Annotated in this window: 21 protein-coding genes and 2 pseudogenes; 7 read left to right on the top strand and 16 right to left on the bottom strand. The window is 61.8% G+C overall.

Annotated features, from left to right (window positions below; genetic code table 11):
• Window positions 1-84 precede the first annotated feature (84 nt).
• A complete protein-coding gene (locus DP107_RS18890) occupies window positions 85-771 on the bottom strand; it encodes a vWA domain-containing protein (RefSeq protein ID WP_144263641.1) in 687 nt (228 codons plus the stop codon).
• 149 nt (window positions 772-920) lie between these two features.
• A complete protein-coding gene (locus DP107_RS20380) occupies window positions 921-1,097 on the bottom strand; it encodes a hypothetical protein (RefSeq protein ID WP_185977406.1) in 177 nt (58 codons plus the stop codon).
• A 96-nt stretch (window positions 1,098-1,193) separates the two neighbouring features.
• Here DP107_RS20380 and DP107_RS18885 point away from each other — a divergent pair, with 96 nt between their 5' ends.
• Window positions 1,194-1,841, top strand: a complete 648-nt coding sequence (locus DP107_RS18885; RefSeq protein ID WP_144263640.1) for a hypothetical protein — start codon at window positions 1,194-1,196, stop codon at window positions 1,839-1,841.
• Window positions 1,842-2,345: 504 nt separating this feature from the next.
• Here DP107_RS18885 and DP107_RS18875 read toward each other — a convergent pair.
• The 13 genes and pseudogenes from DP107_RS18875 to DP107_RS18805 form a co-directional block, all read right to left on the bottom strand.
• A complete protein-coding gene (locus tag DP107_RS18875; protein ID WP_144263638.1) occupies window positions 2,346-3,308 on the bottom strand; it encodes a homing endonuclease associated repeat-containing protein in 963 nt (320 codons plus the stop codon).
• A 216-nt stretch (window positions 3,309-3,524) separates the two neighbouring features.
• Window positions 3,525-4,424, bottom strand: coding sequence for a replication factor A (locus DP107_RS18870; protein ID WP_144263637.1), 900 nt, complete (start codon window positions 4,422-4,424; stop codon window positions 3,525-3,527).
• A 601-nt stretch (window positions 4,425-5,025) separates the two neighbouring features.
• A pseudogene (locus DP107_RS18860) lies at window positions 5,026-5,575 on the bottom strand (hypothetical protein); the annotation flags it as partial.
• Window positions 5,576-5,592: 17 nt separating this feature from the next.
• Window positions 5,593-5,820: a hypothetical protein gene (locus tag DP107_RS18855; RefSeq protein ID WP_144263636.1), complete on the bottom strand. Its 228-nt coding sequence runs from the start codon at window positions 5,818-5,820 to the stop codon at window positions 5,593-5,595.
• A 204-nt stretch (window positions 5,821-6,024) separates the two neighbouring features.
• On the bottom strand, window positions 6,025-6,636 hold the full coding sequence (locus tag DP107_RS18845) for a hypothetical protein (RefSeq protein ID WP_144263634.1): 612 nt from the start codon (window positions 6,634-6,636) through the stop codon (window positions 6,025-6,027).
• A 69-nt stretch (window positions 6,637-6,705) separates the two neighbouring features.
• Window positions 6,706-7,284, bottom strand: coding sequence for a DUF7437 domain-containing protein (locus DP107_RS18840; RefSeq protein ID WP_144263633.1), 579 nt, complete (start codon window positions 7,282-7,284; stop codon window positions 6,706-6,708).
• A gap of 49 nt (window positions 7,285-7,333) precedes the next feature.
• Window positions 7,334-7,669, bottom strand: coding sequence for a DUF7558 family protein (locus DP107_RS18835; protein WP_144263632.1), 336 nt, complete (start codon window positions 7,667-7,669; stop codon window positions 7,334-7,336).
• The gene (locus DP107_RS18830; protein ID WP_144263631.1) at window positions 7,669-7,959 is read right to left on the bottom strand and encodes a hypothetical protein; all 291 of its coding nucleotides are present in this window, start codon (window positions 7,957-7,959) and stop codon (window positions 7,669-7,671) included. The genes DP107_RS18835 and DP107_RS18830 overlap by 1 nt, the downstream gene beginning before the upstream one ends.
• A 130-nt stretch (window positions 7,960-8,089) precedes the next feature.
• Window positions 8,090-8,634, bottom strand: a pseudogene (locus DP107_RS20970) (hypothetical protein).
• Between the two features lie 182 nt (window positions 8,635-8,816).
• Window positions 8,817-9,257, bottom strand: coding sequence for a hypothetical protein (locus tag DP107_RS18820; RefSeq protein ID WP_144263630.1), 441 nt, complete (start codon window positions 9,255-9,257; stop codon window positions 8,817-8,819).
• A 541-nt stretch (window positions 9,258-9,798) separates the two neighbouring features.
• Window positions 9,799-11,325, bottom strand: coding sequence for a primase-associated protein (locus DP107_RS18815; RefSeq protein WP_144263629.1), 1,527 nt, complete (start codon window positions 11,323-11,325; stop codon window positions 9,799-9,801).
• Window positions 11,322-12,206, bottom strand: a complete 885-nt coding sequence (locus tag DP107_RS18810; RefSeq protein ID WP_144263628.1) for a bifunctional DNA primase/polymerase — start codon at window positions 12,204-12,206, stop codon at window positions 11,322-11,324. The genes DP107_RS18815 and DP107_RS18810 overlap by 4 nt, the downstream gene beginning before the upstream one ends.
• Complete coding sequence (locus DP107_RS18805) at window positions 12,203-15,835, bottom strand: ATP-binding protein (RefSeq protein ID WP_238330960.1); 3,633 nt, start codon at window positions 15,833-15,835, stop codon at window positions 12,203-12,205. Before DP107_RS18805 ends, DP107_RS18810 begins: the two co-directional genes overlap by 4 nt.
• Before the next feature lie 23 nt (window positions 15,836-15,858).
• On the opposite strand from DP107_RS18805, the gene DP107_RS18800 reads away from it, so the two are divergent.
• Together DP107_RS18800 and DP107_RS18795 are read left to right on the top strand one after the other, a co-directional pair.
• Window positions 15,859-16,368, top strand: coding sequence for a sensor histidine kinase (locus tag DP107_RS18800; protein WP_144263627.1), 510 nt, complete (start codon window positions 15,859-15,861; stop codon window positions 16,366-16,368).
• 56 nt (window positions 16,369-16,424) lie between these two features.
• Window positions 16,425-17,987 (top strand): bacterio-opsin activator domain-containing protein, encoded by a 1,563-nt coding sequence (locus DP107_RS18795; protein WP_144263626.1) that lies wholly within the window; start codon window positions 16,425-16,427, stop codon window positions 17,985-17,987.
• Window positions 17,988-18,002: 15 nt separating this feature from the next.
• Here the strand turns inward: DP107_RS18795 and DP107_RS18790 are convergent, their stop codons facing one another.
• Window positions 18,003-18,587: a response regulator gene (locus DP107_RS18790; RefSeq protein WP_202877461.1), complete on the bottom strand. Its 585-nt coding sequence runs from the start codon at window positions 18,585-18,587 to the stop codon at window positions 18,003-18,005.
• 149 nt (window positions 18,588-18,736) lie between these two features.
• Here DP107_RS18790 and DP107_RS18785 point away from each other — a divergent pair, with 149 nt between their 5' ends.
• The 4 genes from DP107_RS18785 to DP107_RS18770 all read left to right on the top strand — a co-directional run bounded on the left by DP107_RS18785 (window position 18,737) and on the right by DP107_RS18770 (window position 20,744).
• Window positions 18,737-19,093: an ArsR/SmtB family transcription factor gene (locus DP107_RS18785; protein ID WP_144263625.1), complete on the top strand. Its 357-nt coding sequence runs from the start codon at window positions 18,737-18,739 to the stop codon at window positions 19,091-19,093.
• A gap of 177 nt (window positions 19,094-19,270) precedes the next feature.
• The gene (locus DP107_RS18780; protein WP_144263624.1) at window positions 19,271-19,696 is read left to right on the top strand and encodes a DUF5518 domain-containing protein; all 426 of its coding nucleotides are present in this window, start codon (window positions 19,271-19,273) and stop codon (window positions 19,694-19,696) included.
• Between the two features lie 36 nt (window positions 19,697-19,732).
• Window positions 19,733-19,975, top strand: coding sequence for a hypothetical protein (locus tag DP107_RS18775; RefSeq protein ID WP_238330959.1), 243 nt, complete (start codon window positions 19,733-19,735; stop codon window positions 19,973-19,975).
• A 214-nt stretch (window positions 19,976-20,189) separates the two neighbouring features.
• Entirely contained in the window at window positions 20,190-20,744 is a 555-nt protein-coding gene (locus DP107_RS18770) for a DUF3592 domain-containing protein (protein ID WP_238330958.1), read from the top strand.
• The last annotated feature ends 619 nt before the right edge of the window (window positions 20,745-21,363 follow it).

Genomic DNA, 21,363 nt, shown 5'->3' with positions numbered 1-21,363 from the left:
GTCGGCTTCATCCCACCCCTGAAGGGGTGGGCTTTCGCCTCGCTACCGCTGTAATATTCCACTCGGACAGCTGCTTTGCCTGCCCTACTCCCGTGGATGGATCTCAGTGAGTTTGACACCCCGCTTTGCACATTCTTCCTCTACTCGCTCGTAGCGCCGCTGAGCCTTCGCCGTACTCCGCCTATCGACCTCTCCTTGTTGGAATGGGTTCTTGTTCGAGACGACGATGAGGTGCCGTGATTCGGCATTCGAGAGATCGCCTAGCTTGTCTAAATCCGCGGAGAAATGTGGCCACTCGGTGATGTTATTGCGTTCGAACTTCGCGCCGGCGATGTCCACGTTCTTGATGTACTTGAGTTCGATTGCATGTTTGACCGACGCGGCCGAGAAGTACTTGCTTCCGTCAATGAGGCGGACTGTGACCTTCGGGACCTCTAACTCCGGCAGGTATTCGAGATCGTCATACTCCGACTTATGATCGGGCTCTAGAATCGCGATATCGAGGCTCCGATTTCCGTCGCCAGACATACCGAAGTTCACCTCCGGTTGGACATTACTGATGGACTGTGGCTTCGCGATTCGATCGAGATACTTTCGCTTGTACCCGGTCGCATCGGCCGCGTTGTAGCCACCGCGTACCTGAATCGTCTCCCCTACCTCGGTCCGGAGGAGTTCAAGTAGTCGGGCTTGAAGTGTGGTCTCGACCGTGAACCCCAGAGGTGTCTGTTGAAACTCAGCATCCAGTTGATTGATCGCATCTCGGATCGTCATGGTTTAGCCCACGAGTTATCTGGAAGTATAGGTGCGGTCTGGTAGTCGATACGCAGAATTTCCGGCGCCGGTGTCATCCAATGATTTGTTGATTCTCCATCTGCTGAAAATTACTGTGAAAATGAATTTGTGAGGAGAGCTGCCCTCCTCTACCGCGCACCGGCCATTGCCTGCTCGACCGAGATGTAGCTAGCGATGGCGACGATGAGCGCGACTAGCCAGATGGCGAACTGGGCGTCACCGGTGAACGTTGTCGGGAGCATCCCCGCGAATACATTTGTTAGTGCGAACATCGCTACCGCCGCGAGTAGTCCAAGTCCGGACATACATGACCAAGCAGAACTGAGGTGAAATTAAATAATTCGCAGCCTATGCCTAGCGACTAAGTAAATGGACATAATAACTAGCTGCTGAGCTAATTTATGCCGGAGGAATTCGATTGGGTCGAACGAGGCCGGGGTGTCCTAACCAAGCGCGACCGCGAAATTCTTCTCGGTAGAACTGGCGAAGATCTCGACCAGAATGCCCAGAATGTACGCCGGTACAATATCCGAGAAAGGATCAAGAACGCTCTCTACGACTTCCATATCATCGCCCAGAACCTACCTCTTGCGGACATCCAGCAGCTGTTTGGCCCCGCCTACGACTGGTCGCGAGCGCGTCGACAACTGGACGAAGAGGGACGGACATCGGCCAAACCAGATATTGACCAGCTGCTCTGGAGTTGGTTGGCCCTTTTTGAGTTCTTCAGCTACGGGATGTACGCCGGAGGCAAGCAGGAGACACAAGTCCTGATGGAGGAACTTATTGAGGAGGGTATTGAGCGGGGATATCGCGAGTACCAGCATGATAACCTCCAGACGTACCGGGAGATCGATGCCGATCTCGGTCTCAGCTACGGGAGCCTCGTACTGCGGAACAACTACCTACGGGGTGTTCAGCAGGACTTACCATCAAAGACATCAGAGCTCGCTGAGGAAGTGCTACGACTCCGCCGACTGCGAAAGATTTCTCATACAGATGCGTCTCGTTGGTTTGATGAATACGTTCAGCAGCCAGAGTTTGATTAACCAATTGATATTTCTTTGATAAAGAGGCACAAACTGTTTCCTTTATTCTTTCACCCACACTCGTGTTGCTGAATCCGCTCCGGGAGTCCGATTTTCCCACAGGCGGGACACTCCCCCAGAGGTGTCGGCGGCAGGTCGGTCCAAGCCTCCAGAGCAGCCGTTAGCTGTGCTTCCACGATTGGCGAGTCTGTCGTGCGGCGGGCTTCGCGGAGGTGAATTCGGAGCCGTTCACGGGGCGTAAGAGTACGTTCCTCGGACATTGATGCTCGGGGACACGTTCTGATGTGCCCTCCGTCCCTCAGGGGGCAAATAAACAGACTCCTCCGCAACAGCGGTCCTTTCTCAGGATCCAGCACTCCTAAAACTGTGACTCAGGTTGTGGCTGCCGGCCGACTGGAGGGAGGCCGGGAGCGGAGGGCAGGGAGGCGGGGCTTGGGCTGGTCTGGCGATAGACAACCAGCCTCTTGTTGTCATGACCGGAATCAGCTATAGCTGATCAACGGCTCACCGAGTATCGAGGCGAAGCGGTGAGGCCCTTTCCCAGAGATGGTGGTGCTCAACACACACCGTAACAAGGTTGTCTAGTCGGTTGGCCTGCTTGAAATTGACCTCACTCTCGTCATCGCCGAACGCACTTAGTGGCCGAATATGGTGGACGTGAAGCCCTCTCGTGAACTCCTCTCGGTGCGCCTCTTGCGTCCACTCACAACCCGGCGTCTGACAGGTATAGTTATCGCGTTCGAGTACTTTCTGTCTTTGCTCGTCCCAGTTGTCCCCGTATTCTCGCCACTCGTGGGCTGGCTGTTCTTTCCAGTTGTAGTTGTCTGGGCCAGATGGGCGACCAACCGGCTCATACCCAGCCGCCCGAACCGCAGCTTGCCAGCCCTCCCAGCGGTTGAAATAGGGCCGACGCGAAAATTCACCGTGGTCATTCATCTCCTGCGCTGTGGGAGCCTTCCCTAACTCATCGACAAGCCGGTGAATCTCTTCGAGTAACGCTTCATCAGTAATGCGGTGGCGCTTGTGAGGATCGTATCCAGCCGCCTCCAACGCCTTGTTCCAACTTCCAAAGCGATCCTGCGCGATTGTGACCGTGAATTTGCCCTTCGAGCGCATTTCGGCCGCCGTTGGCGGGGAACCGGTCTCCGTTGCAAGCCGACTGATTTCATCAAGGATTACATCCTCGGAGATCTGGTGTTGCTTTACCGGCTCATATCCCGCAGACTGGAGCGCCTTCGTCCAGCTGCCAAACCGATCTTCGTACGTTCCAGCTGAATACGCTCCTACCGTATCCATCTCTGTGGTCGTCGGTGACCGACCGAACTCGTCTACCAGGCGATCTATCTCAGCCAATAATTGTGCATCGGAGATTCGACGACTATGGCTACTGGTGTGGCCACCTAGTGCGTCCTTCGTTTTGAAGGACTCACCACAGATATCGCAGGTCAGATCACGATCACCGGTCATTTGTACTACCTAGAACGCTTGCGCGCCCGCACCACTCAGGGGCTCGATAAACCCGCTCGGGTTGCGCCCCCATTCCCCTGCTTTGTCGGATAAATGTTGGACTGGCGAATGAGGTCGTGGCTGCGCGCGCAGCGAAGCGAGCACGGAGCGGCGGGTGGGGTGGTGGGGTTTGGGTCGGTCCGGCACTCAGCAAAAAAAGAAGGCCGCGTCGACAGGCTATGCTTCCCACCACTGACCGCGTTCAGGGAAGTGAACGGTACTCCAGCCGGTGAGAGCTACAGAGACGCGCCCATTGTACCAGTTCTTCGCCGCTCCGTGAATTTGAACGAGCTCGCCCTCTTCGATCCAAGGTTGGTCACTCGCAACCCACGACGTCAGTTTCGTTTTCCCGCTGTCGTCCTTGATGAGCCCGACTTGAGCGATGGCCGGTGAGTCCGCATCCCAGAGTACCTCGACCCGACCCTCGATGCTCACCTCTTTGCGATTGACGTCCTCGATCTTCTCGATGGGAATCACCGTCCCAGGTGCCGTCTGCAACTCCTCGAACACCCCGACGACTGCACTCGTCAGGTCTTTCCCACCGACGACGGCTTCACCCAACCGTCGGCCAATCGCTGCCCGCGACCAGCCATCCAGCTTCTCGGCCAACCGCATCGACTGTTTGTTCACCGCTGCCAACTGCTCTTGCGTGAGCTCTGCACGGGGATCGTCTCGCTCCGGGTCCGCTATCGGATTCACGCTCGCCGCCCGCTTCTGGAACTCCACACGCCGCTCAGCGCTCCGCTTCGCTGCGATGTCTCGCGTGCGCTGCTCCCGACCGTCCTGCGTCCCGAGTTCGGCCTGGGCACTGATGCGCTCCAGTTCGGCTTCCCGCGCCTGAATGCGCTCCTCCTGTTCGAGGGTGACGCCGTGAATCCGGTCCTCGCTCGTGTCCGCGATCCCGTCCGGGTGGTTCGCATCAACCTTCGCCTGCGTCTCCTGTTCGACCGTCGCCTCGAACTCCGGCGTCTCGTCGACGACCGGGAAGCCGTCTTCATCGACCGCCTGCTCGCCCGCTTTCTCGAATGCCTGTTCATCGACCGAAACGACCTTGCTACTAGAGCTGTTACTTGACATTGGCACTTCACCAAGTTCCGAAGGCGCTCACGCGCCGACTCCGCGATGCTCCAACATCGCGGGTTTCCGACGACAACGACCGACAGAACCATCTGCGCGCTCTCGCTCGCGCCTTCGCGAGCGCCCTACCGGGCGCGAGCGAGAGCGCGCCTGTATGAGGTGGCCCCAACCAGCACCGCGCGCCGACCCGCCCGGAGCGAGCGGCCAGCGGAGAAAGCGTGGGGGATGAGCAGCCACGCCGCGCAACCCCCCGCGCTTTCCCGCTGGCGTCGAGACCAGATTCATTTTAGCCCGGAACGGGCGCGGGCGGTGCGGAGAGCGCCCGCACGCCCGGAATGGTCGATCGCGAGCGACGCGGAGGGCGGCAGCGGCGAGCGGGGCGGGCCGGTACGAACACACCTGTCCAACTGGCTCCACCGCTCGGCGCATCTACTTTCGTCCTGGTGGACTCAGAAAGGGCGAGGCCGTCTCGGTCGTCCCCCGACCCCGCAAGCACCGCAGGCACGAGGCGCGCAGCGGTGGTCGCGGGATGCCGAGCGGCCGAGGGCTTTCGAGTGCCGTCGCCGGCGCTAGGTGTTCGGCATCGCCATCCGGAGACCGGTTACTCGTCTAGACGCTGAAGCAATTGCGAGACGTAGGGACTATTCTCCCAGCTCCGATGGGGGCTGATCGTCGTGAGTAGCGTTCGAGCCGCCTCGTGGCTCAGATGGCCGTTCCGAGCGTAGTCGACGATGAGCCGTGGTGTCGGGACGATCCGTGGGCCCTGCAACACGGCGTGAATCAGCGGGAAGTTCGTCCCACCGAACTCGTCGGTGAGAAACCCGTCGACGTCAGGCGCGTTCGCGAGGACGATCCCGTCGGTTTCGCCGTCATCGAGGCCGAACGTCGGCCGAGAGTCTGGCGTTTCATTGCGGTCGTATGGATCTTCGACTGTGTAGTGGCTACGGGCTACGAGGACATTGTTCGCAGCCGCGGCGTGGATGTCTTGATACTGCGTGATGTCACGGAGTTCTGCGACCACTTCCGACGGTACGACCACGTCACACGACGTGAGCAGGTGTTGGAACGGCTCCAGAACGTCGGGTCCGACGGCAGTTACATCCGCACGGGCACTGCGCGGCTAGGGGGGCGCTGGTGTCAGCGACGACCGTTCACAGTCGTCGGTCGCTCAGCAATCGTCGTTGGCCCCGGTATCGACTGTCGTCACGTCCTCCCCGTAGATGTCGACGTCGTCAGGGGCAGCGAGATCGAACGGGTTGGCTTCGAGGTCCGCTTTGAGAAGACGGAGCCGCGTGGCGGATGTGGCACCAATAAGGCCTGTGAGCTGGTCACCGGTGAGCCCAGCATTGTAGTACGTCGTTGCGGTCGCCTTTAGGAGCCGGTCCCCCCCGCTCATCGGTCGCGCAGCCGATCGCGAGCGGCAGCAAACCGAACGGGATCCGTGTCGCCAGCAGCGGCCATGTCGTTTGCCGACTGGAGCTGCGAGTCGATGAGGCGATTCTGCTGGCGCGACCACTCACTGTCGTCGTGCGTCCGAACGTACTCGGCCCAGCGCTTGATAATCGCACGCCGTTGCTCCGTGTTCCGGCGGTGATCGCCCTCAAACTCCTGTGAGTTCAGCATAGTAGTCCTCAACTCCAAGTTCGTTAAGGTATGTTTCGAGCTGCTCCGTGTTAAATCGTTCTTCGAACGTCAAGTACAGGTGGAGTGCATCTTCGAAGTCCTTCCCGCTGAGGCTGTCTGCAGCTTGTGCAAGCCGGAGTTTATACGCAATTTGGAGTTCGAGCGGGCTGATCTTGATCCGCCCCTCATCGAATGTCACCGTGAGGGGGTTCGAGAGTGCCTCGCGTTCCACATCGTTTGAGACGAACCACGTCTCAAAGTTCGGGTACATCTCCCCTTTTTTGGCGATCCGGATGCGACTCCCCTCGCTCAGCATCGAATACATCTCATCAAGCGGCATCGCCATCCCCCAGTACCCCTGATTTTTGAGTTCGGTAACAAGCTGCTCAGTCTCCGTTTCAGACAGCGACTCCAGAATGATGTCGATGTCCTCTGTCGAACGCGAACGCCCAGTGAGAATTGCGACGTACCCACTGACGATGACGTAGTCAACCTCGCAGGTGTCGAGGATCCGTGTGAACTCGAGTACTTCTTTGTCGAGTGCTGAAAGCTCCCGTGAGACCGTGAGTGTGTCGTCACTGAGTTCCATCAGTTTCCTCCACGGAACACGGATAAACTGAGCGCTGTGTCACGTGTATCCGATCGCTCGGTTCGATGCTCATACGTTGACCCCGTCTTCGGTATCATGACGTACAGCCTCATCGATCTCGTAATGTTCGTGGACGACGGGCCGGAGTGCCTGGAGGATCATCTCCGCCGCCAGCGGCGAGATGTCCAGATCTTCCGCCATCAGCCGGTGGGTCACCTCGCCGCGCTCGCGGGCGACGGCGTAGGTGAGCGCGGTCGCGAGGCCGGCGACGCCGTGGCGGTCGATGTAGGTGTCGATGTCGGCGTCCGTCTTGCGGCGGCCGACGGCGTCGATGAGCGCCGGCGTGATCGTGTACTCACGGTCGCCGGCGGCCGTCGTTACGGTCAGGTCGATCTCTCGGGCGGCGTACCGGCGTGGCTGTTCGTCGTCGGTGACGTCGACGACGCCGGCGTCGACGAGCCGATTGACGTAGCTGTAGGCGGTTCCCTGGGCGAGTTCGAGGTCGTCCATCACGTTCTGAACGGTCGCCTCCCCCTCCCGGGCGAGGTACGCGTACAGCTGGGCGAGCTGTGGCTCCTCAAGGAGGTCGGCGACCGAGAGGAAGTCCTGGACGATGTCGCCGTCGGCGCGGTTTGAGGTGCGTGACACGATTCGTTCTCGATTACAGTTTACAGCGAATCAGTAAAGAGTGTTGGGGTCACTCTGCCGGCGTCGCGACGAGATGCTCTTCGAGGTCGCGCGTCCAGTACGTCGCGAGACCACCCGGACTGCAGCGAGCGCACAGCTGCAACGGGCCTTCCAGATGCCCCAGTTCGACCCGGAACCGGGTGAGTGCCGCGAGCGTGTCGACGACCAGCCCACAGCCGTCACAGGCGACGTGATCGCGAACGTCGGGATCCGGTTCCGTCTGAATCGCGCAGTCGACGCAGATTGGGTGGGTGACCCGTTCGTCCTCCCCCCAGGTGTGGGCCTCGCCAGTCTCGGTACCGGGCGGCGCGTCGCAGAACGCACAGCCGACGAGTGTCTGCTGCATCACTCGCCCTCCGCGTCAGCGTCGCGGCCGGTCGTCCAGCCGCGGTGGAAGACGGCCAGCTGTGTCGTCGAGTCGAACGTGGTGCCGCTCGGCTCGTGAACCAGAACTTGGTCTTCAGGAACCGGAGTGACGACGTCCGCGTCGACGAGGCCGCTGACCAGGCGCTGGGCCGTCGTGTCGTCGATGTACGCCGTGTCGACGCTGGTGGCGTCGCGGTCCTGAGCGAGCTGTTCCTTCTCGAACTGTTCGTAGTCGCTACTCGTATCGTCGTGCGGATCGGGACCAGGCATAATGAGTCACGCAGCGCACCCTGTCGGGCGCTGCACGCCTCCCGGCGTGCACGAGAAACAGTGTTCTCGTGCGCACACCAGAACGCTCCGCGTTCTGGGGACGCCGACAAACAGTCAGGAGTGACAGCGTCTAGTCCGGTCGGGGATCGCGATAGCCGATGACGGCGACGTCGTCGATGAACAGGACGCCCTTCATGAAGTCGAGCTTGGTCAGACTGTGCTGGTACAGGTTATGCCGACCCAGGTAGTTTACTGGCACCACCAGACAGCCGAACTCGATCTTCGGCCACCCGTCCTTCTGGGTGCGGTACCCCTTCTGGAACTTGAGGAGGTCATCGCTGACGTTCTTCCGCTCGCTCTTCTCGACCTCGATTGCGATGCGGGCGTCGGCGTCATAGAGGTCGACGCTGTGGTTAAACCCCTGATGCGACCAGAGCTTACAGTTCGGGTTGTAGCCGCCGGCGGCGTCCCCTTCGTACTCGTACTGCGAGAGCCCGTCGGCGATGGCGGCATCGAACCCACCGACCTCCGTGTGTTTCGTCGAGTCGTCGAGACGCTGGCTGGGACGGCCTCGACGGCCGACCGAATCGACGCCAGCGCATCGTCCGGAAACGCCTCAGACGAGGTTTGAGTACGCCGCTCGCTTAGTTTGGTGACCTCCTCAACGACGACCATACTCGCGCTCGAGGAGTGGCGGCCCGATAAAACCCGTCGCGACCGCCATTCGAGCCGACCGGTCGCCAGGATTCACTCACTCGAAGAGTCGGGCGGTGGGTGGGGGCGAGGGAGTGGATCCAGCCCTAGCCTTAACCAACAGTGTGTCGATATCGGTTCGGAATGTTGGTTAATCCTAACCGCTACGGCGTTCGGAGCTCTCGAACTGGCTTCACGACGAAGGTGTCTGGCTCGCTGGTTGCTTTCTCACCTGACCGCTCCGTTGACGTCGAAGACGACCCCGTGAGCTGGGTGATGAGCTCGTCGCGAACGGTTCGTCGAGGGATGGTGGTCTCGTGCCAGCCCAGTCGGTCGTCGAAGCGCCGTTTCTGGAACTGCTCGCCGACGTCGTCGCCGGCAACGTACTGCGTCCGCGTCGACCGCCCGACCTGCCGGGAGACGAAGGCGGCGCCCACAGTCTCGTGCGTGAGCTCGACGAGAGCACACTCCACGAGGGCGACGACCGACGCGTGATCTCGGTCGGTCGGAACCGTCATTTTGAGGTCCGCCCACGGCGCCTGACTGTCGGGGGTAGTTGCTGCGTGATCCGCTGCTCGTCTCGTGCTGCGTCGTTCCGAAGCCATCGTCTATCGGGGGCACGTGATGCGCCCCGCCACCCCCTCGTGGGGGCGACAGACACCTCCGAAACGCACCCCGCCAACCTATGCGCTAATTCTGATACTTCTGTAGTTCCGCTACCCCTGCAATGGCCCCTCGGCCTGAGAGAGCCGGCGGCCTTCGCACATTGCATATCGCCTCTTTCTTTGGACGAAAACCGCGATATGCAAGACACTATGACGCCCTCAAACCGAAGGAAAACCTCGTCGGGCCGATTTGAAGGCGTAGAAAGTACCTCGACGAGTTCCGGAATAACCCTGTGGTTACAAAAATTGCTCGACGGCGGGGTAACAAAGGTGATATCGGCGATATCCGACTTCTTTGGGGTTACTGCTTCACCTATTCTGAGCTCCTTGAGGTTATCCGTCTCGGTACTTCGAATTGTGGATTACCCCCGATTCTCTCGATTCTGGCCGTGTTAGACGCTGAAAATTGCTCGACGAGGATTCAGAAGGGGGTGTCCTTGGTCTGCAAACAATTTTTGACAATCTGAGGGAAGACTATGATTTAGAATTGCTCAGCGGGACCGGCGGACTGCTCGTCCACTTGCTTGTACATCTCATCCGGGAACGGGAGGCTGCCCCAGATCGAGTAGGGACACTGGTCTTGGCCGATACAGTAGCGCTGTAGATCGTCGTTATCGCAGTTCATCGGCAACGGCGTGTCGCCGTCGATCGTGTTCGAGAATTCGTAGCGAACCTGGTACTCGGTCTCCTGCTCGTCGTACCACGGCCACCGGGAGAAGACGTCCTTGAGGTCCGCGACGATCTCGTCGAGGCTGCTGTCTTGGTACTGCGGCAGCCACATCACCATCCGCGCGAAGTTATAGAGGTCCTTCCGGACGGGCTTCTTCTCGTGTAGTCGCTCCTCCATATTCGCCATACAGGGGAGTTCGAAGAGGTCCTCGATCTCTCGCACCTCGATCTGTTCGGCGCCGGTTCCGGCTCGTCCGATTCGGTACGTATTGACGCGCCCGTCGCGGTCGATCGTGACGGCCGAGTGGGACTCGTGGTCGGCCAGCGTCTTCGCGAGACTGCTCGGACTCGATATCCAGTCCGTTACAGAGGATTCCCACTCATCCTCGGCATCGTACGCTTCGACCGCTCGGTAGAGCTCTTTCGCCGTGTGGAACTCGCCCTTTTGCGCCACGTCGTCGGGCGCGTCACTCAGGGCCCGCCGGAGGACTCGGATCGTCCGCTCCCCACGGTCCCAGTTCCGCCAGATTCGCTCGTGATGGCCGGTCTCGAGGAAGCGGTCGATCCGCTCCGTAATCGCCGACTCGTTCGTGGTCAGCCACGATAGCTGGTCGTCGGAGAGTCCGTCTTCTTGCACCCGCAGGAGCTTCTTGAATGCCCGCTCAGCGTAGTCCCGATACTTGCTGTCGAAATCACCGACCGGGACGTACAGGTTGTTGTCCTTCACTCGCGTCAGTATCTCCCCGCCATCGTCACTCCCCGTCGATGACTCGCCCTCCGCTCGAACGAGACATTTGCGTGACGCCGCCGCCATCGGGATTTCGAGGTACAGGCCATCCCCGAACTCCGGCATCTCTGTGATGCCCGTACAGACCCGACCCGGATGCGGGCCATCTTCACCGGGCTCCTTGCTGTACAGCACGTCTGCGATGTCCTGTTGGAGCGACCCATCGCCGTGGGTCCGAATGAGGGAGGCGAGATTGTTGACGTACAGCTCTCGGATGTCGTAGAGTACCTGGACGTTCCGTGGTGACGCGTGCTCGAACTTCGGGTGCTCTTTCACACAGATCGCACTCAACGTCGCGAGCACGGCGAGCGTCCCCGGCTCGTCGACAAACGGCTCCTCGGCGGCGTCGGAACGAACCTGCTCTTTGAACGCTGCCGTCCCGAACCGCTCGAGGTCGTTCACGAGGTCCTCGGGTTGGTCCTCGCCGTCGATGACGTATCGGTTGTAGCCACGCGTAAACAGCTGGTTGATGCGGGTCTCACCGTACTCCAGCGGGAGTGCCGTAACCCGATACGCCATGTCCTCGTCGTCGGTGGGGGTACTCGGACTCATTCGTCGATCACCTCGGGTGTCGCCGACCGAACGTCGAACGCCGGGCTCTCGATTGGTTGAACGATGCTACAGACGTCGGCGTGCAGCGAGTAGGGCAGGCGAGCGACACGCCGGCGGTCGGCCGTCACGACGGGGTCGATCGGGATGTCGTACGTCTCGAGAAGGAGGTCGTTCAACACCTCGCGACTCTGCTCGTCGTATCGGTGCGCCGGGTCGGTATCCAGCAGGTAGACGTGGACTCCCTGCCCGCTGTAGACGACCATCGTCTCCTCGGCGTCGAAATCGTCCTCGAAGATGTCGCGCACCTCGAACCCGTATTCGATGGCGCGGTCGATGTCTTCGAAGGCGTACGGATACCCCTCGGGAGCGGCGTCGAGGATCCCCGCAGCGTCGAGGAGTGCATCGTCGTCCTGATCATCGACGGCCGCCGACACCATCTCGTCCGCTCGGTCTCGGGCGATCTCTTTGGCGTCGATGTCGACGAGGAGGACCCACGGTCGTTCCCAGTGATCCAGCGCGTAGTAGACGGCGTCGGGCCGTGGGTCCGGTTTCTCCAGCACTTCCGGATCAGCAAGCGCGAACTCGCTCCGCCCCAGCGGGTCGTTGCGAGCGGGGTGTCGAATGAACTCGACGACGTCCTCGAAGTCGTCGAACTCGTGCGTCGTTCGGTCCCCCGATGGATCTGTTTGCCACGTATCCCGCCGGATGAAGTCCTTGTCCGGCACCTCGTCTTTGCGCACTGGGTGGGGCTCTCGGAAGGCGACGGCGTACTGTTTCGGGCCGGTCGCCGTGATGAATTCCGGCAGGTCACCCAGATAGCGGGGGAATTCTTCGGCGTAGTAGTCGTAAAGCTCCTCGCGGGTCGCCTGTCGCCAGGTCATTGGTTGAGTTCTTGATCGAGATTTTTGAAGCCCCGAACGGTGGTCAGGCCCGCAGCATCGAGGTCGTCGACGGCGTCTCTGATGGTCGCGAACGACCGTGCCGCCCGCCCGCTGACCCGCTCGTCGATCCGATCCGCGTCGGCAAGGCTCTCCAATACGTCGAGCGCCGTCTCGCGATTGTTGAAGGCCCAGATCGCGTCGGCGTCCACCGTGCTGAGTTTGTCGTAATCCTCGACCGGGGCGTGCCGATTGTTACTCGCGAGCTCTGCTTCGCCGGCCCAGACGAGATCGCCGTCCGCATCGAAGCCGGCCACGTCCAGTACCGTGCCGTCGTCGGTTTCGTAGTACGGTTCCACGTGACCGACATCGTCCCGCTGCTGGAGCCCGAGCTCGAGGAGCCGGACGCCAACCTTGTGTGGCGTTTTCTCGCCGAGATCACCCGCTCCTGGTCCCGCCTTCAACTCTCTCCCGAGGAGGTCTCGACCGTCCGGGAGGACGGTGTAGTACTTGCGCCCCGCCGCGGAGTCCGCTTCCAGGAGGTCCTGTTCCGTGAGCCGCTCCACATGGAGGTCGTCGTATTCGTCCCGGAGCTGGCTCATTCTGTCCAGTAGCGTGTACTCGTCGTCCTCTCGGTTCATTACGTCGAGGACCCGATTCAGGAACCGGACGTCGTCACGGCTGAGCCCGCGTTGTCGGAGTTCGTCATCGGGGACGGGTACGCTGCTTTCCTGGACGGGCGTTGCCCCGTTCTCCGGCTGCGTTGCTTGGTCACCAGCTGGTTCCTCGTCCGTCTCGGTGGCCTGCCCGAATAGGGGGCTCATCGCTGCCTCGTCTCCATCTGGGTCGTTGTCCGTCTCGGGCTGCGTGGTCGACGTCGACGCGTCCTCGGTCGTCGATTCGCTGATGAACGCGGATTGCGTCGGGTCCGTTCCTGAATCACCGTCGGCAGCCGAGCCCGTCGTCTCGGCCCCCGAACTCCCCCAACCAGACTCTCCCGGAGCAGTGTCCGACTCAGTCGGCTCTGTCAGCCCGTACTGGGCCGCTGTGCGCTCGACCATCCGTGGCCGGGACACTGTCTCGAAATGGTCTTCCTGCGGCTCTGTGAGCGGCTGGTCGCTTTCTGGATGCCCCGGCGCGATTGGGAGCGGCTTGAGCGAAAACGGAGCGGGGCCAGTCTCCCCGAACGACGGGCTCGGGAGCTGGGCGATCCACTCGCCGCTCGGCAGCGTGTTGATCCGGTTGCGGAGTTCGGTCGGGCTGAGGTCCTCGTGGGCGAGCGATTCCGCGAGATCGCGCTCGATCGAGATATTCCCGATGAGCTTCGTCTTGATGTTGTTGAGTACCTCGTCGTAGGCGCGCTCGTTCCGATTCCGGACCTGTTCAGGGAACTGCATCACGAGCCCCATACTCAGGCCGAACGACCGGCCCTGCGGCAGTAGCTGCTCGGAGACGAGCTTCGTCGACGCGACCGGCGCCGCCTCCTCGATGATGAGATTCGTGAGCTTCTCGTAGTCGGTCTGGCCATCGCGACGGCGCACCTGCACGGCGTCCCAGAGGTTGCTCAACAGTAGTAGGGTGATCGCTCGCTGTGCCTCCGGGCGAAGGTCGCCGAGGTCGAAGATGATGGTGGCGTCTTCATCGAGGAACTCGCGGAAGTCGAACCGGTTGTCGACGTACTCGCCGGCCTCGTTCTGCTCGGGGACGTGGCTGAAGATCCGCCGGAGATGCGCGTCCTCTTTGAGCTTGTCGAGGCGGTTCCCGACGGCGTCCATCGACAGCTGAAACTGGTGGTTGTCCTTCGCGAAGTGGCGCGTCAGCGATTCCTCGATGTTCTGGTTATCCGCTGAGACCGGGGGGATCGTCTGGTCGCGCTGCATCCGGAGGGCAGCAGCGAAGAGGTCGTCCAGCCCGAACACGTCACTCCCGTACTCCTCGCCGAACAGTGCCTTGATCAGGTAGCTCAGAATCTCGTTCGCGACGAACGCTTGGCCGTACTGCTCGCGGCCCATAATCATCCGGAGGATGTCGTGGAAGTGGTCGACTTTGTCCTGAATCGCGTCCTCCCGGTTGCGACCGGCTTCGAGCGCGGGCCGGATGTCGAAGAAGGAGAACGCGGGAATGGTCTCCGGGACGCGGAAGTGGTAGACGTCGTCGAGGCCCCCAAATCGTTCGTAGTGGCAGCGCAGGTAGTTCTCACACATTCCGTCCCCCTTCGGGTCGACGAGGACGACGGGGCCACCAGTCGACTCGCAAAGCGAGAGGGCGTCGTTGATGATGGCCTTCGACTTCCCGCCACCCGTCGACGCGAACCGCCCGTAATGCGTCGGCAACAGGTCCGGCGGGATCCGGATGGGGTCCGGTCGTGGCTCACCGTTCTCGTCGAGTGCGTAGCCGATGGCCATCCCGTCTTGGAACTGCTGGATCAGATCCGGATTGGGCCACGGGAGCGGATTCCGACTCTGCTGTTCGGCCCTCGTTCCCCGCGTCCCTTCGACGGTCAACTGTTCGGAGGAGGGGACGAGGACGAAGTTCGCGAGCTCCGTCCCGCTGAGGACCAGCTCGGGACGGGTCTTCCCTCGTCCCGTCGTCAATTCCCGATTGAGGAGGCGCTGGAGAGCGGCCCGTGCCTTCTTCTCCTTCGTTTTCTCACGGAAGCCGCTGTCCCGGAGGCGTTGCCCCTCGACCTCGTAGAACGGTCCATCAAGCGGGTCGAACACGGGGAGGAGCGAGTCCATCCGGCCATCGAGGTCGTCGCGGGTGTCGTCGGTGGGGACGCCGACGGCCCGGATGTTGACCGTGAACGACCGTTTGGCGTTCTTCGCGTCGATGTACTCGATGCGCTTCTCGACGGCCTCGCTGAGTTGCCGGTCGTCCTGGTCGCTCCGCTGCTCCTCGACCTCGAGCAACGACCCAACGACCTCCTGGAAGAACGTATCCCGGCCGTCGACGAGGTCCTCTTTCCGCACCTCCGCGTCGGACTGCCAGCTGGCACGCCGTTGGAAAACGACCTGGAATGCGGTCGGCGCTGTCGCCTCCATCAGGTGGTCTATCAGCGACGCCAGCGCCGCGCCGGGTTCATCGACGGACGAGAGGTCGCCGTTCGTTACCTCCGCTGTGAACGGCGTCAGCGAGGTCATCCAGTCCTGCTTCCGCGACGCGGCGCCACACCACCGGACCCCGAGCGGCGAGACGGCGTCTTGGGCCGGGCGAGCCAGAATCGTTCCCGCCGGTGTCATCGTCGGCTTCTCGATGGCCCTTCGCTCTTCCTCGTCGTCTGGAAGTGCATCGGGCGGCGCTAGTTCCAGGGCTGAGTCCCCGACAGTCACGTGATGATCGGGGACGCTCGTGGCTGCTGTACCGCCGTCGACAACGGGGTCCGCTTCGGCTGCCTCGGAATCCGCTGATTCCTCGTCGACGATGTCGTACTGTTCTGCCGGGCCAAACTCGTACTGCAGCCGCCCGGCTTCGTAGTGTTCGACGAATTCCTGCGGTGTGAGCTCGACTGGCTGAATGAGCCGAGCGGCGACGTCGACGTCGACGCGCTCGATGTCGAACGTGGCCGGATAGATGGAGCGGAGGCGCTTCTCGAGCGTATCGAGGTGCGCATCGGCCCCGTAGAAGAACTCCACTGGGTCGTCCGGGCCATCACTGTATGGAACGCATCATCGGTGACGTTCTCACGCTCGCACGGGGGAGTGGTGCCGTAGACACGACCGCCGGCGTTCCGGTGTCGGCCGTCGCACGGAATGCCTGGCAGGCAGTCGAGACCGACGCCGTGTCCCTCGAAGTTGCTTCGGACCTCCCGGAAACTGAAGCCGACGCAGACCGTCTTCAACGCCTGTTCGAGAACCTGTTCCGCAACGCCGTGGAGCATGGCTTCACGAGTAGTCCGGCGCAATCCGACGACGCAAATGGGTCTGCCGAGGACCGCACAGTTTGCATCGGTCCGATTGACGGTGGTTTCGCGGTCGCCGACGACGGGCAGGGGATTCCCCCCGACGAGCGAGACCGCGTCTTCGAGCCAGGTTACACAGCCAGCAGCGACGGAACGGGGCTCGGGCTGACCATCGTCAGGCGCATCGCTACCGCCCATGGCTGGACGGTCGCTGCAACCGAGAGCGAGACCGGCGGGGCGCGTTTCGAGGTAACTGGACTGGCATAGCGTCGGGTTGAAGCCTCCAGCCGCTACAGTTGACACGAACAGGTGACGCCCTCCACATGGACGATCGACTCACACGTGCGCCCGTCGGCATCGTTGAGGTGGGGCCCGACGGAGAAATAGAGGCGGTGAACCCGGCCGGTGTCGCGATACTCGACGCCGACCGCAAGCAACTTACAGGCCAGGAGGTAGCGGACGCGCTCCCGCGGTCTGCGTCGGCAACACTCCACGAGGCACTCGCTGCAGACCCCGTCGTCGAGCGCTCGATCGAGGAGTACTATCCCGCCGTCGACCGCTGGCTTGCGGCCGAGGTCACGGTGGTCGACGAGAATACCGTGTTGTACCTCCGGGACGTAACAGAGCGTCACGACAGCCGGCAGACGGTCGAGCGCCTCCAGCAGCGGCTGTCGCGGCTCGAATCCATCGACGCGCTGGTCACCAGGGTGTTACAACAGGTCCTCGACGCTTCCGACCGCAAAGAGGTCTGGGAGACGGTGGTACGACGGCTGGGGACTGCCGACCTGTACGAGTTCGTCTGGGTCGGCGAGCGAGACCCTGCAGACGACTGCCTCCGGGTTGCCGCCTCTGCGGGGGAGGCACCTGACGTGCTCGCGGCGATCAACGCCGAACTGGGGTCCTCGACTGTACTTCCGGCACAGCGGGCAGTCGAAACGGGGTCCGCGTGTACAGTGGAGACGATTCCGGACGACCAGGACATTCCCCGGGACCTACGCGTCGCGGCGTTCAGCCGTGGTCTGCAGTCGGCCTTCGCAGTCCCCATCGCGTCTGGGGGCACTATTTCGGGTGTCTTGAGCGTGTACGTGGGACGAGAAGAGGGTATCAGCCCGCAAGAGCGGGCCAGTCTGGATGCGCTCGGCGCAGTCGCGGGGTTCGCGATTATCGCTATCAGGCAAGCGGATCTCCTGTTCGCCGACACGGTGACCGAGCTTCGGCTGGCAGTTCGTGACGAGTCGGTACCGTTCGTCGCGGCCAGTGCGGCCGCAGACACGTCCTTGTCACTCGACGGCGCTATCGTCGGGGACAACGATACCGTCGTCTGCTACCTCCGCACCGGCAGTGCATCCGACCCGGTGACAACCACACTCGCGGACCACCCCGCTGTCTCAGACGTCCGCCCCGTCGGGGACGGCGATGGGTCGGCACTCGTCGAGGTGAAGCTGTCAGGACAAAGTCCGCTCGGGATACTCACTGACTGGGGCGCGACGGTCACCGACGCGAACTACACTGCCGAGGCCGCGGAGGTAGTCGTGGAACTTCCCCCCGAAGGCGACGTCCGCGCGGTGGTCGAAGCGGTAGATGAACAGTTCGCGGACGCTACCATCCGCTCTCGGACCGAGCACACCCGCGAACCCGAGACGATGGAGGCGTTTCGGCAGCGCCTCGGGGAGTCACTCACCCAGAAACAGCGACGGGTACTCCGGACGGCACACCTCGCAGATTACTTCGAGTCGCCCCGGGGAAGCACCTCTGAGGAGGTCGCGGAGGCACTGGACATCTCCGGACCGACCGTCCTATACCACCTGCGCAATGCACAGCGGAAGCTCCTGAACGCATTCTTCGACGGAGACGACAGGGCGGCAGGGCCCAACCCCGACACGTGACCGCCCGCTCCTCGGTCAGCACCCCTCGCGGTCCACACCGGAGAACGTTTCGAGTAGTGCTTCGGCGTCGGGGAGGAGCCGACAGACGCGGTCCCGGAGCGCCGTTGTCCGACTGTCGAGAGCGGCGAATTCCTCGTGGTCGTCGAGGCGCTCCGGAGGGAGTTCGGCGGCGACGACGGCTCGCTTCGACTCTAGTTCGAAGTACTCCCCAAGGAGTTCGTACGCGAGCACCTGGCACTGCTGGTCGACGGCAGCCCTGACGTCCTCGCGCTCGACCGGCTTACAGAGGTAGTCGTCGAAGGGCAGGTCAAGCAGTTCGAGCCCCGGGTCGATAGCCGTCACCATGATCATACGGGTGTGGATGTTCCGCTCGCGCAGTTGCTCGAGGACCTCGTCACCTGACTGGTCGGGCATGTGCCGGTCCAGCAGGACCACGTCTGGCGGTTCCGATGGATCGACCGCCGACAGCGTCTCCGCGCCACTGTACGTAACTGTCACGTCGGCCACCCCCTCTAACCGGACCGCGTATGCGTCGGCGACCTCCTTCTCGTCGTCAGCCAAGAGTACTTGAGGGTGGTCGACGTGCATGTCCGCTCCCATCTACTCGTCCTATCGGCCACACCGTTTAATACCCGCGGCTTTCCGCGGCACCCGCATCGAGGTTCAGATAACTAGAGATTCAATGAGCTGGGAGTTCAGACTTGTAGCGCCCAGATACAGGCAGTGGCGGTCTCAAGCACGATGTGAAGATGTCGAACGCAACTCACCACAGCCCTCCTGAAGCGTGGGCCGGACCCGACTCCGAGGACGAGAGAGCGACTGTCGATTCGGAGCAGACCCTCTCGATGCTTGGCGACGACTACGCACGCGAGATACTGATGGCTATCAGCACCGAGGCACTCCCTGCCCAGGAGATCGCCGACCGGCTTGACCTCTCACGTGCGACGGTGTACAGACGTCTCAACCGCCTAGAGAGCGCCGGCGTGGTCCGGGCGACGATGTCGTACCACCCCGATGGCCACCACCGCAAGCAATTCCAGGCTGACTTCGACCGTCTCGTCCTCTCTATCGAGACTGACGGTATCGGCGTCGACAAAAGTACATAGTCATACCGAGACGGCCCCCACTGCCGTAGTGAACAGAAGCGCGAATCCGAGTAAGAGGAACGGCACGACCTTCCAACCGTCTCGGAGGTTGTAATGAATTATAGGAAAGGGTCGTCTCTCCGGGCGTGAACTCCTGCGAAGCAGTTAATCAATGTCGGGCTAGCATGAGCACATACAATGGCCCCTCTGCTTCGGTCCCGCAGCCTCCCTCCAGCGTGGCGAATCGCCTGCATCGGTGTACTTGCATCGCTTCCGGCCACTGTTGTGCTGAACTGGCTACCGAACTCGCGGGCCACTGTCGGTGGAGGGGCTATGATCGTGGGGTCGCTCATTGCCGGGAGCCCTGCCGCGACCCGTTCGGTAGATTCTGGCGCAGCGGGACTCCGGGCCGGGTTTCTCGGTGGTAGTATCGGACTGGCCGTATTCCTTTTCAGAGTCGACACGTCGGTTGCGTGGCCGCTGTCTAGAGTCCTCTTCTGGACCCTCGCCGGTGGTATAATCGTGTGTGTTGCCCCAGTGTTCGGGTTCCTGTCCGGCCGTATCGGTGGCTGGGTCGCAGACGCGGTAAGTACACGGCCACAGGCTGGCACGGACACGACGTAGCTCTCATGCTGTTGGATTGCTATATTCGCGTCTGAGATGGAGCTCCCCGTGGGAATCACGACCCTCCACTTCTCACGAAAGAGCGTGTACCTACTGGTCCTCGCGGTTATCCTCATCGGAGCTGGTGGGTACAGCTACGTCCAGCAGGGACAAGCGGTCGACGACGCCGTCGCCGTTCAGGCAACGGTTGACAGCGCACAGGTGGAGCGGATAGATAGCCGGCGGAGCATCGATTACAGTGGTTCGAGGAGAAAGCCCACGGCTTCAGCCGTGGGATGAATCCGACAACGGAAACAATTATTCCGGCTCGTATCGTAAGTTGTGCTACCGAGTCTCGGGTAAGGATATGCACGCCACCAGGGCGGTAAATGAAGCCCGCTATCCGAGTCGGGGGTCGTACTGGCACGGCCCACAACTCCACCGAACGACGCGAGTGGGGAACCTCCCGAAGTCGGGGCACGGTCTGTGACCGTGGAACCCCACGACTTCAGTCGTGGGAGGATGTCAGAAACCGGATATCGAGTACACGTACGATTATCAGGGTGAGACGTACACGAGCGAGCAGGTGTTTCCGGGCCCGACAGTTCGCACCTACTCGGACCGGTCGAAAGCGGAATCTATCGTTCGGTCGTACGAGCAGGGGACGGCGGTCCAGGCGTACGTCCGGCCGTCCGCTCCGGGCGACGCGTACCTGATCAGGGAGCGGACCCCGTGGCCGGCACGAGCGGTTGCCATCGGTAGTGTCCTGCTGTGTATCGTCGTGCTCGCCGGACTGGGAGCGAAGCGTCCGGGACAGTACGAACTCCGCCCGGAACACGAGGTGCGGTCGCCGCCGTCCCGAACGTGGGTTGAGCGCAACGACGAGAGGCTCCGTCGGCTGTCGAAATGGTCACTCCTCGTCTGCTTCGTCGCGTTCTGGCTCTCGATGGTGGGGTTGGCGTTCGGCATCCTGAGCCTGGCCGGGGGGTCGGCACAACGGTCGAGGCCGCCCTCCTTGGACCGGTCGGACTCCCCCTGCTCGCGGGGGCCGGCTTCTGGGTCGGCATGATTCTCGCGCTGTGTCTGTACGGCGTCCAGTCGTTCAGTCGGTACCGACGGCTCCGGCGGCGGCTCCCGGACCCGAGGCCGCCGAGCCCGTTCAGACACCCGAGTCGACTCGTTACGATACTCGGGACGGAGGGCGACGAGTTGCCCGAGTACGGACGACGCATCCGCATAACTGGCTGGGCATTCCTGATTGCCACCGGGATGACTGCTGTCCTCGTACAACTCGTATATACTGCGAGTTGAGACGTACTGGGCGGCTATCTCGTGGACTCAGACAGACATCCAAACGGCGTGACTCCGTCGATACACGCCAACTCGTACACCAGATGGTAGCCGTTGTACCGAGTCAGAACTCACAGTGAGCAATTACTCGTGGTCAACGTACACCATTATCAAGCGCCCGAATGGCCGCGAGCAGGTCCGGAAAGGGACGAGAAACAGAAATTCCGTTCCGGAACGGAGTCACCACGAAGAGGGAGGCCACGACGTTCGAATCACCACTGGGCGAGGACATCAAGATAAATTCAAAATTATGTAAACTCGACCTATGCTACTGGCGAGAAGGGTGACCTCCTCCCCGTGGTAAACGACGGGGCTTCCCACAAGCCGAAGCCCGCTGG

Source organism: Haloglomus irregulare (genome assembly GCF_007421925.1).
Lineage (GTDB): Archaea > Halobacteriota > Halobacteria > Halobacteriales > Haloarculaceae > Haloglomus > Haloglomus irregulare.
Note: the sequence above shows the minus strand (reverse complement) of the source record. Positions and strands in the feature narration are given on the sequence as shown.

Excerpts from the sequence above, each read along its gene's own strand:
- DP107_RS18800 (WP_144263627.1), top strand. The coding sequence starts at position 15,859 with ATGGAACGCATCATCGGTGACGTTCTCACGCTCGCACGGGGGAGTGGT.
- DP107_RS18785 (WP_144263625.1), top strand. The coding sequence starts at position 18,737 with ATGTCGAACGCAACTCACCACAGCCCTCCTGAAGCGTGGGCCGGACCC.
- DP107_RS18875 (WP_144263638.1), bottom strand. The coding sequence starts at position 3,308 with ATGACCGGTGATCGTGATCTGACCTGCGATATCTGTGGTGAGTCCTTC.
- DP107_RS18845 (WP_144263634.1), bottom strand. The coding sequence starts at position 6,636 with ATGGAACTCAGTGACGACACACTCACGGTCTCACGGGAGCTTTCAGCA.
- DP107_RS18775 (WP_238330959.1), top strand. The coding sequence starts at position 19,733 with ATGGAGCTCCCCGTGGGAATCACGACCCTCCACTTCTCACGAAAGAGC.
- DP107_RS18790 (WP_202877461.1), bottom strand. The coding sequence starts at position 18,587 with ATGGGAGCGGACATGCACGTCGACCACCCTCAAGTACTCTTGGCTGAC.
- DP107_RS18835 (WP_144263632.1), bottom strand. The coding sequence starts at position 7,669 with ATGCAGCAGACACTCGTCGGCTGTGCGTTCTGCGACGCGCCGCCCGGT.
- DP107_RS20380 (WP_185977406.1), bottom strand. The coding sequence starts at position 1,097 with ATGTCCGGACTTGGACTACTCGCGGCGGTAGCGATGTTCGCACTAACA.
- DP107_RS18855 (WP_144263636.1), bottom strand. The coding sequence starts at position 5,820 with ATGAGCGGGGGGGACCGGCTCCTAAAGGCGACCGCAACGACGTACTAC.
- DP107_RS18795 (WP_144263626.1), top strand. The coding sequence starts at position 16,425 with ATGGACGATCGACTCACACGTGCGCCCGTCGGCATCGTTGAGGTGGGG.
- DP107_RS18890 (WP_144263641.1), bottom strand. The coding sequence starts at position 771 with ATGACGATCCGAGATGCGATCAATCAACTGGATGCTGAGTTTCAACAG.
- DP107_RS18830 (WP_144263631.1), bottom strand. The coding sequence starts at position 7,959 with ATGCCTGGTCCCGATCCGCACGACGATACGAGTAGCGACTACGAACAG.
- DP107_RS18820 (WP_144263630.1), bottom strand. The coding sequence starts at position 9,257 with ATGGCTTCGGAACGACGCAGCACGAGACGAGCAGCGGATCACGCAGCA.
- DP107_RS18885 (WP_144263640.1), top strand. The coding sequence starts at position 1,194 with ATGCCGGAGGAATTCGATTGGGTCGAACGAGGCCGGGGTGTCCTAACC.
- DP107_RS18870 (WP_144263637.1), bottom strand. The coding sequence starts at position 4,424 with ATGTCAAGTAACAGCTCTAGTAGCAAGGTCGTTTCGGTCGATGAACAG.
- DP107_RS18815 (WP_144263629.1), bottom strand. The coding sequence starts at position 11,325 with ATGAGTCCGAGTACCCCCACCGACGACGAGGACATGGCGTATCGGGTT.
- DP107_RS18810 (WP_144263628.1), bottom strand. The coding sequence starts at position 12,206 with ATGACCTGGCGACAGGCGACCCGCGAGGAGCTTTACGACTACTACGCC.
- DP107_RS18780 (WP_144263624.1), top strand. The coding sequence starts at position 19,271 with ATGGCCCCTCTGCTTCGGTCCCGCAGCCTCCCTCCAGCGTGGCGAATC.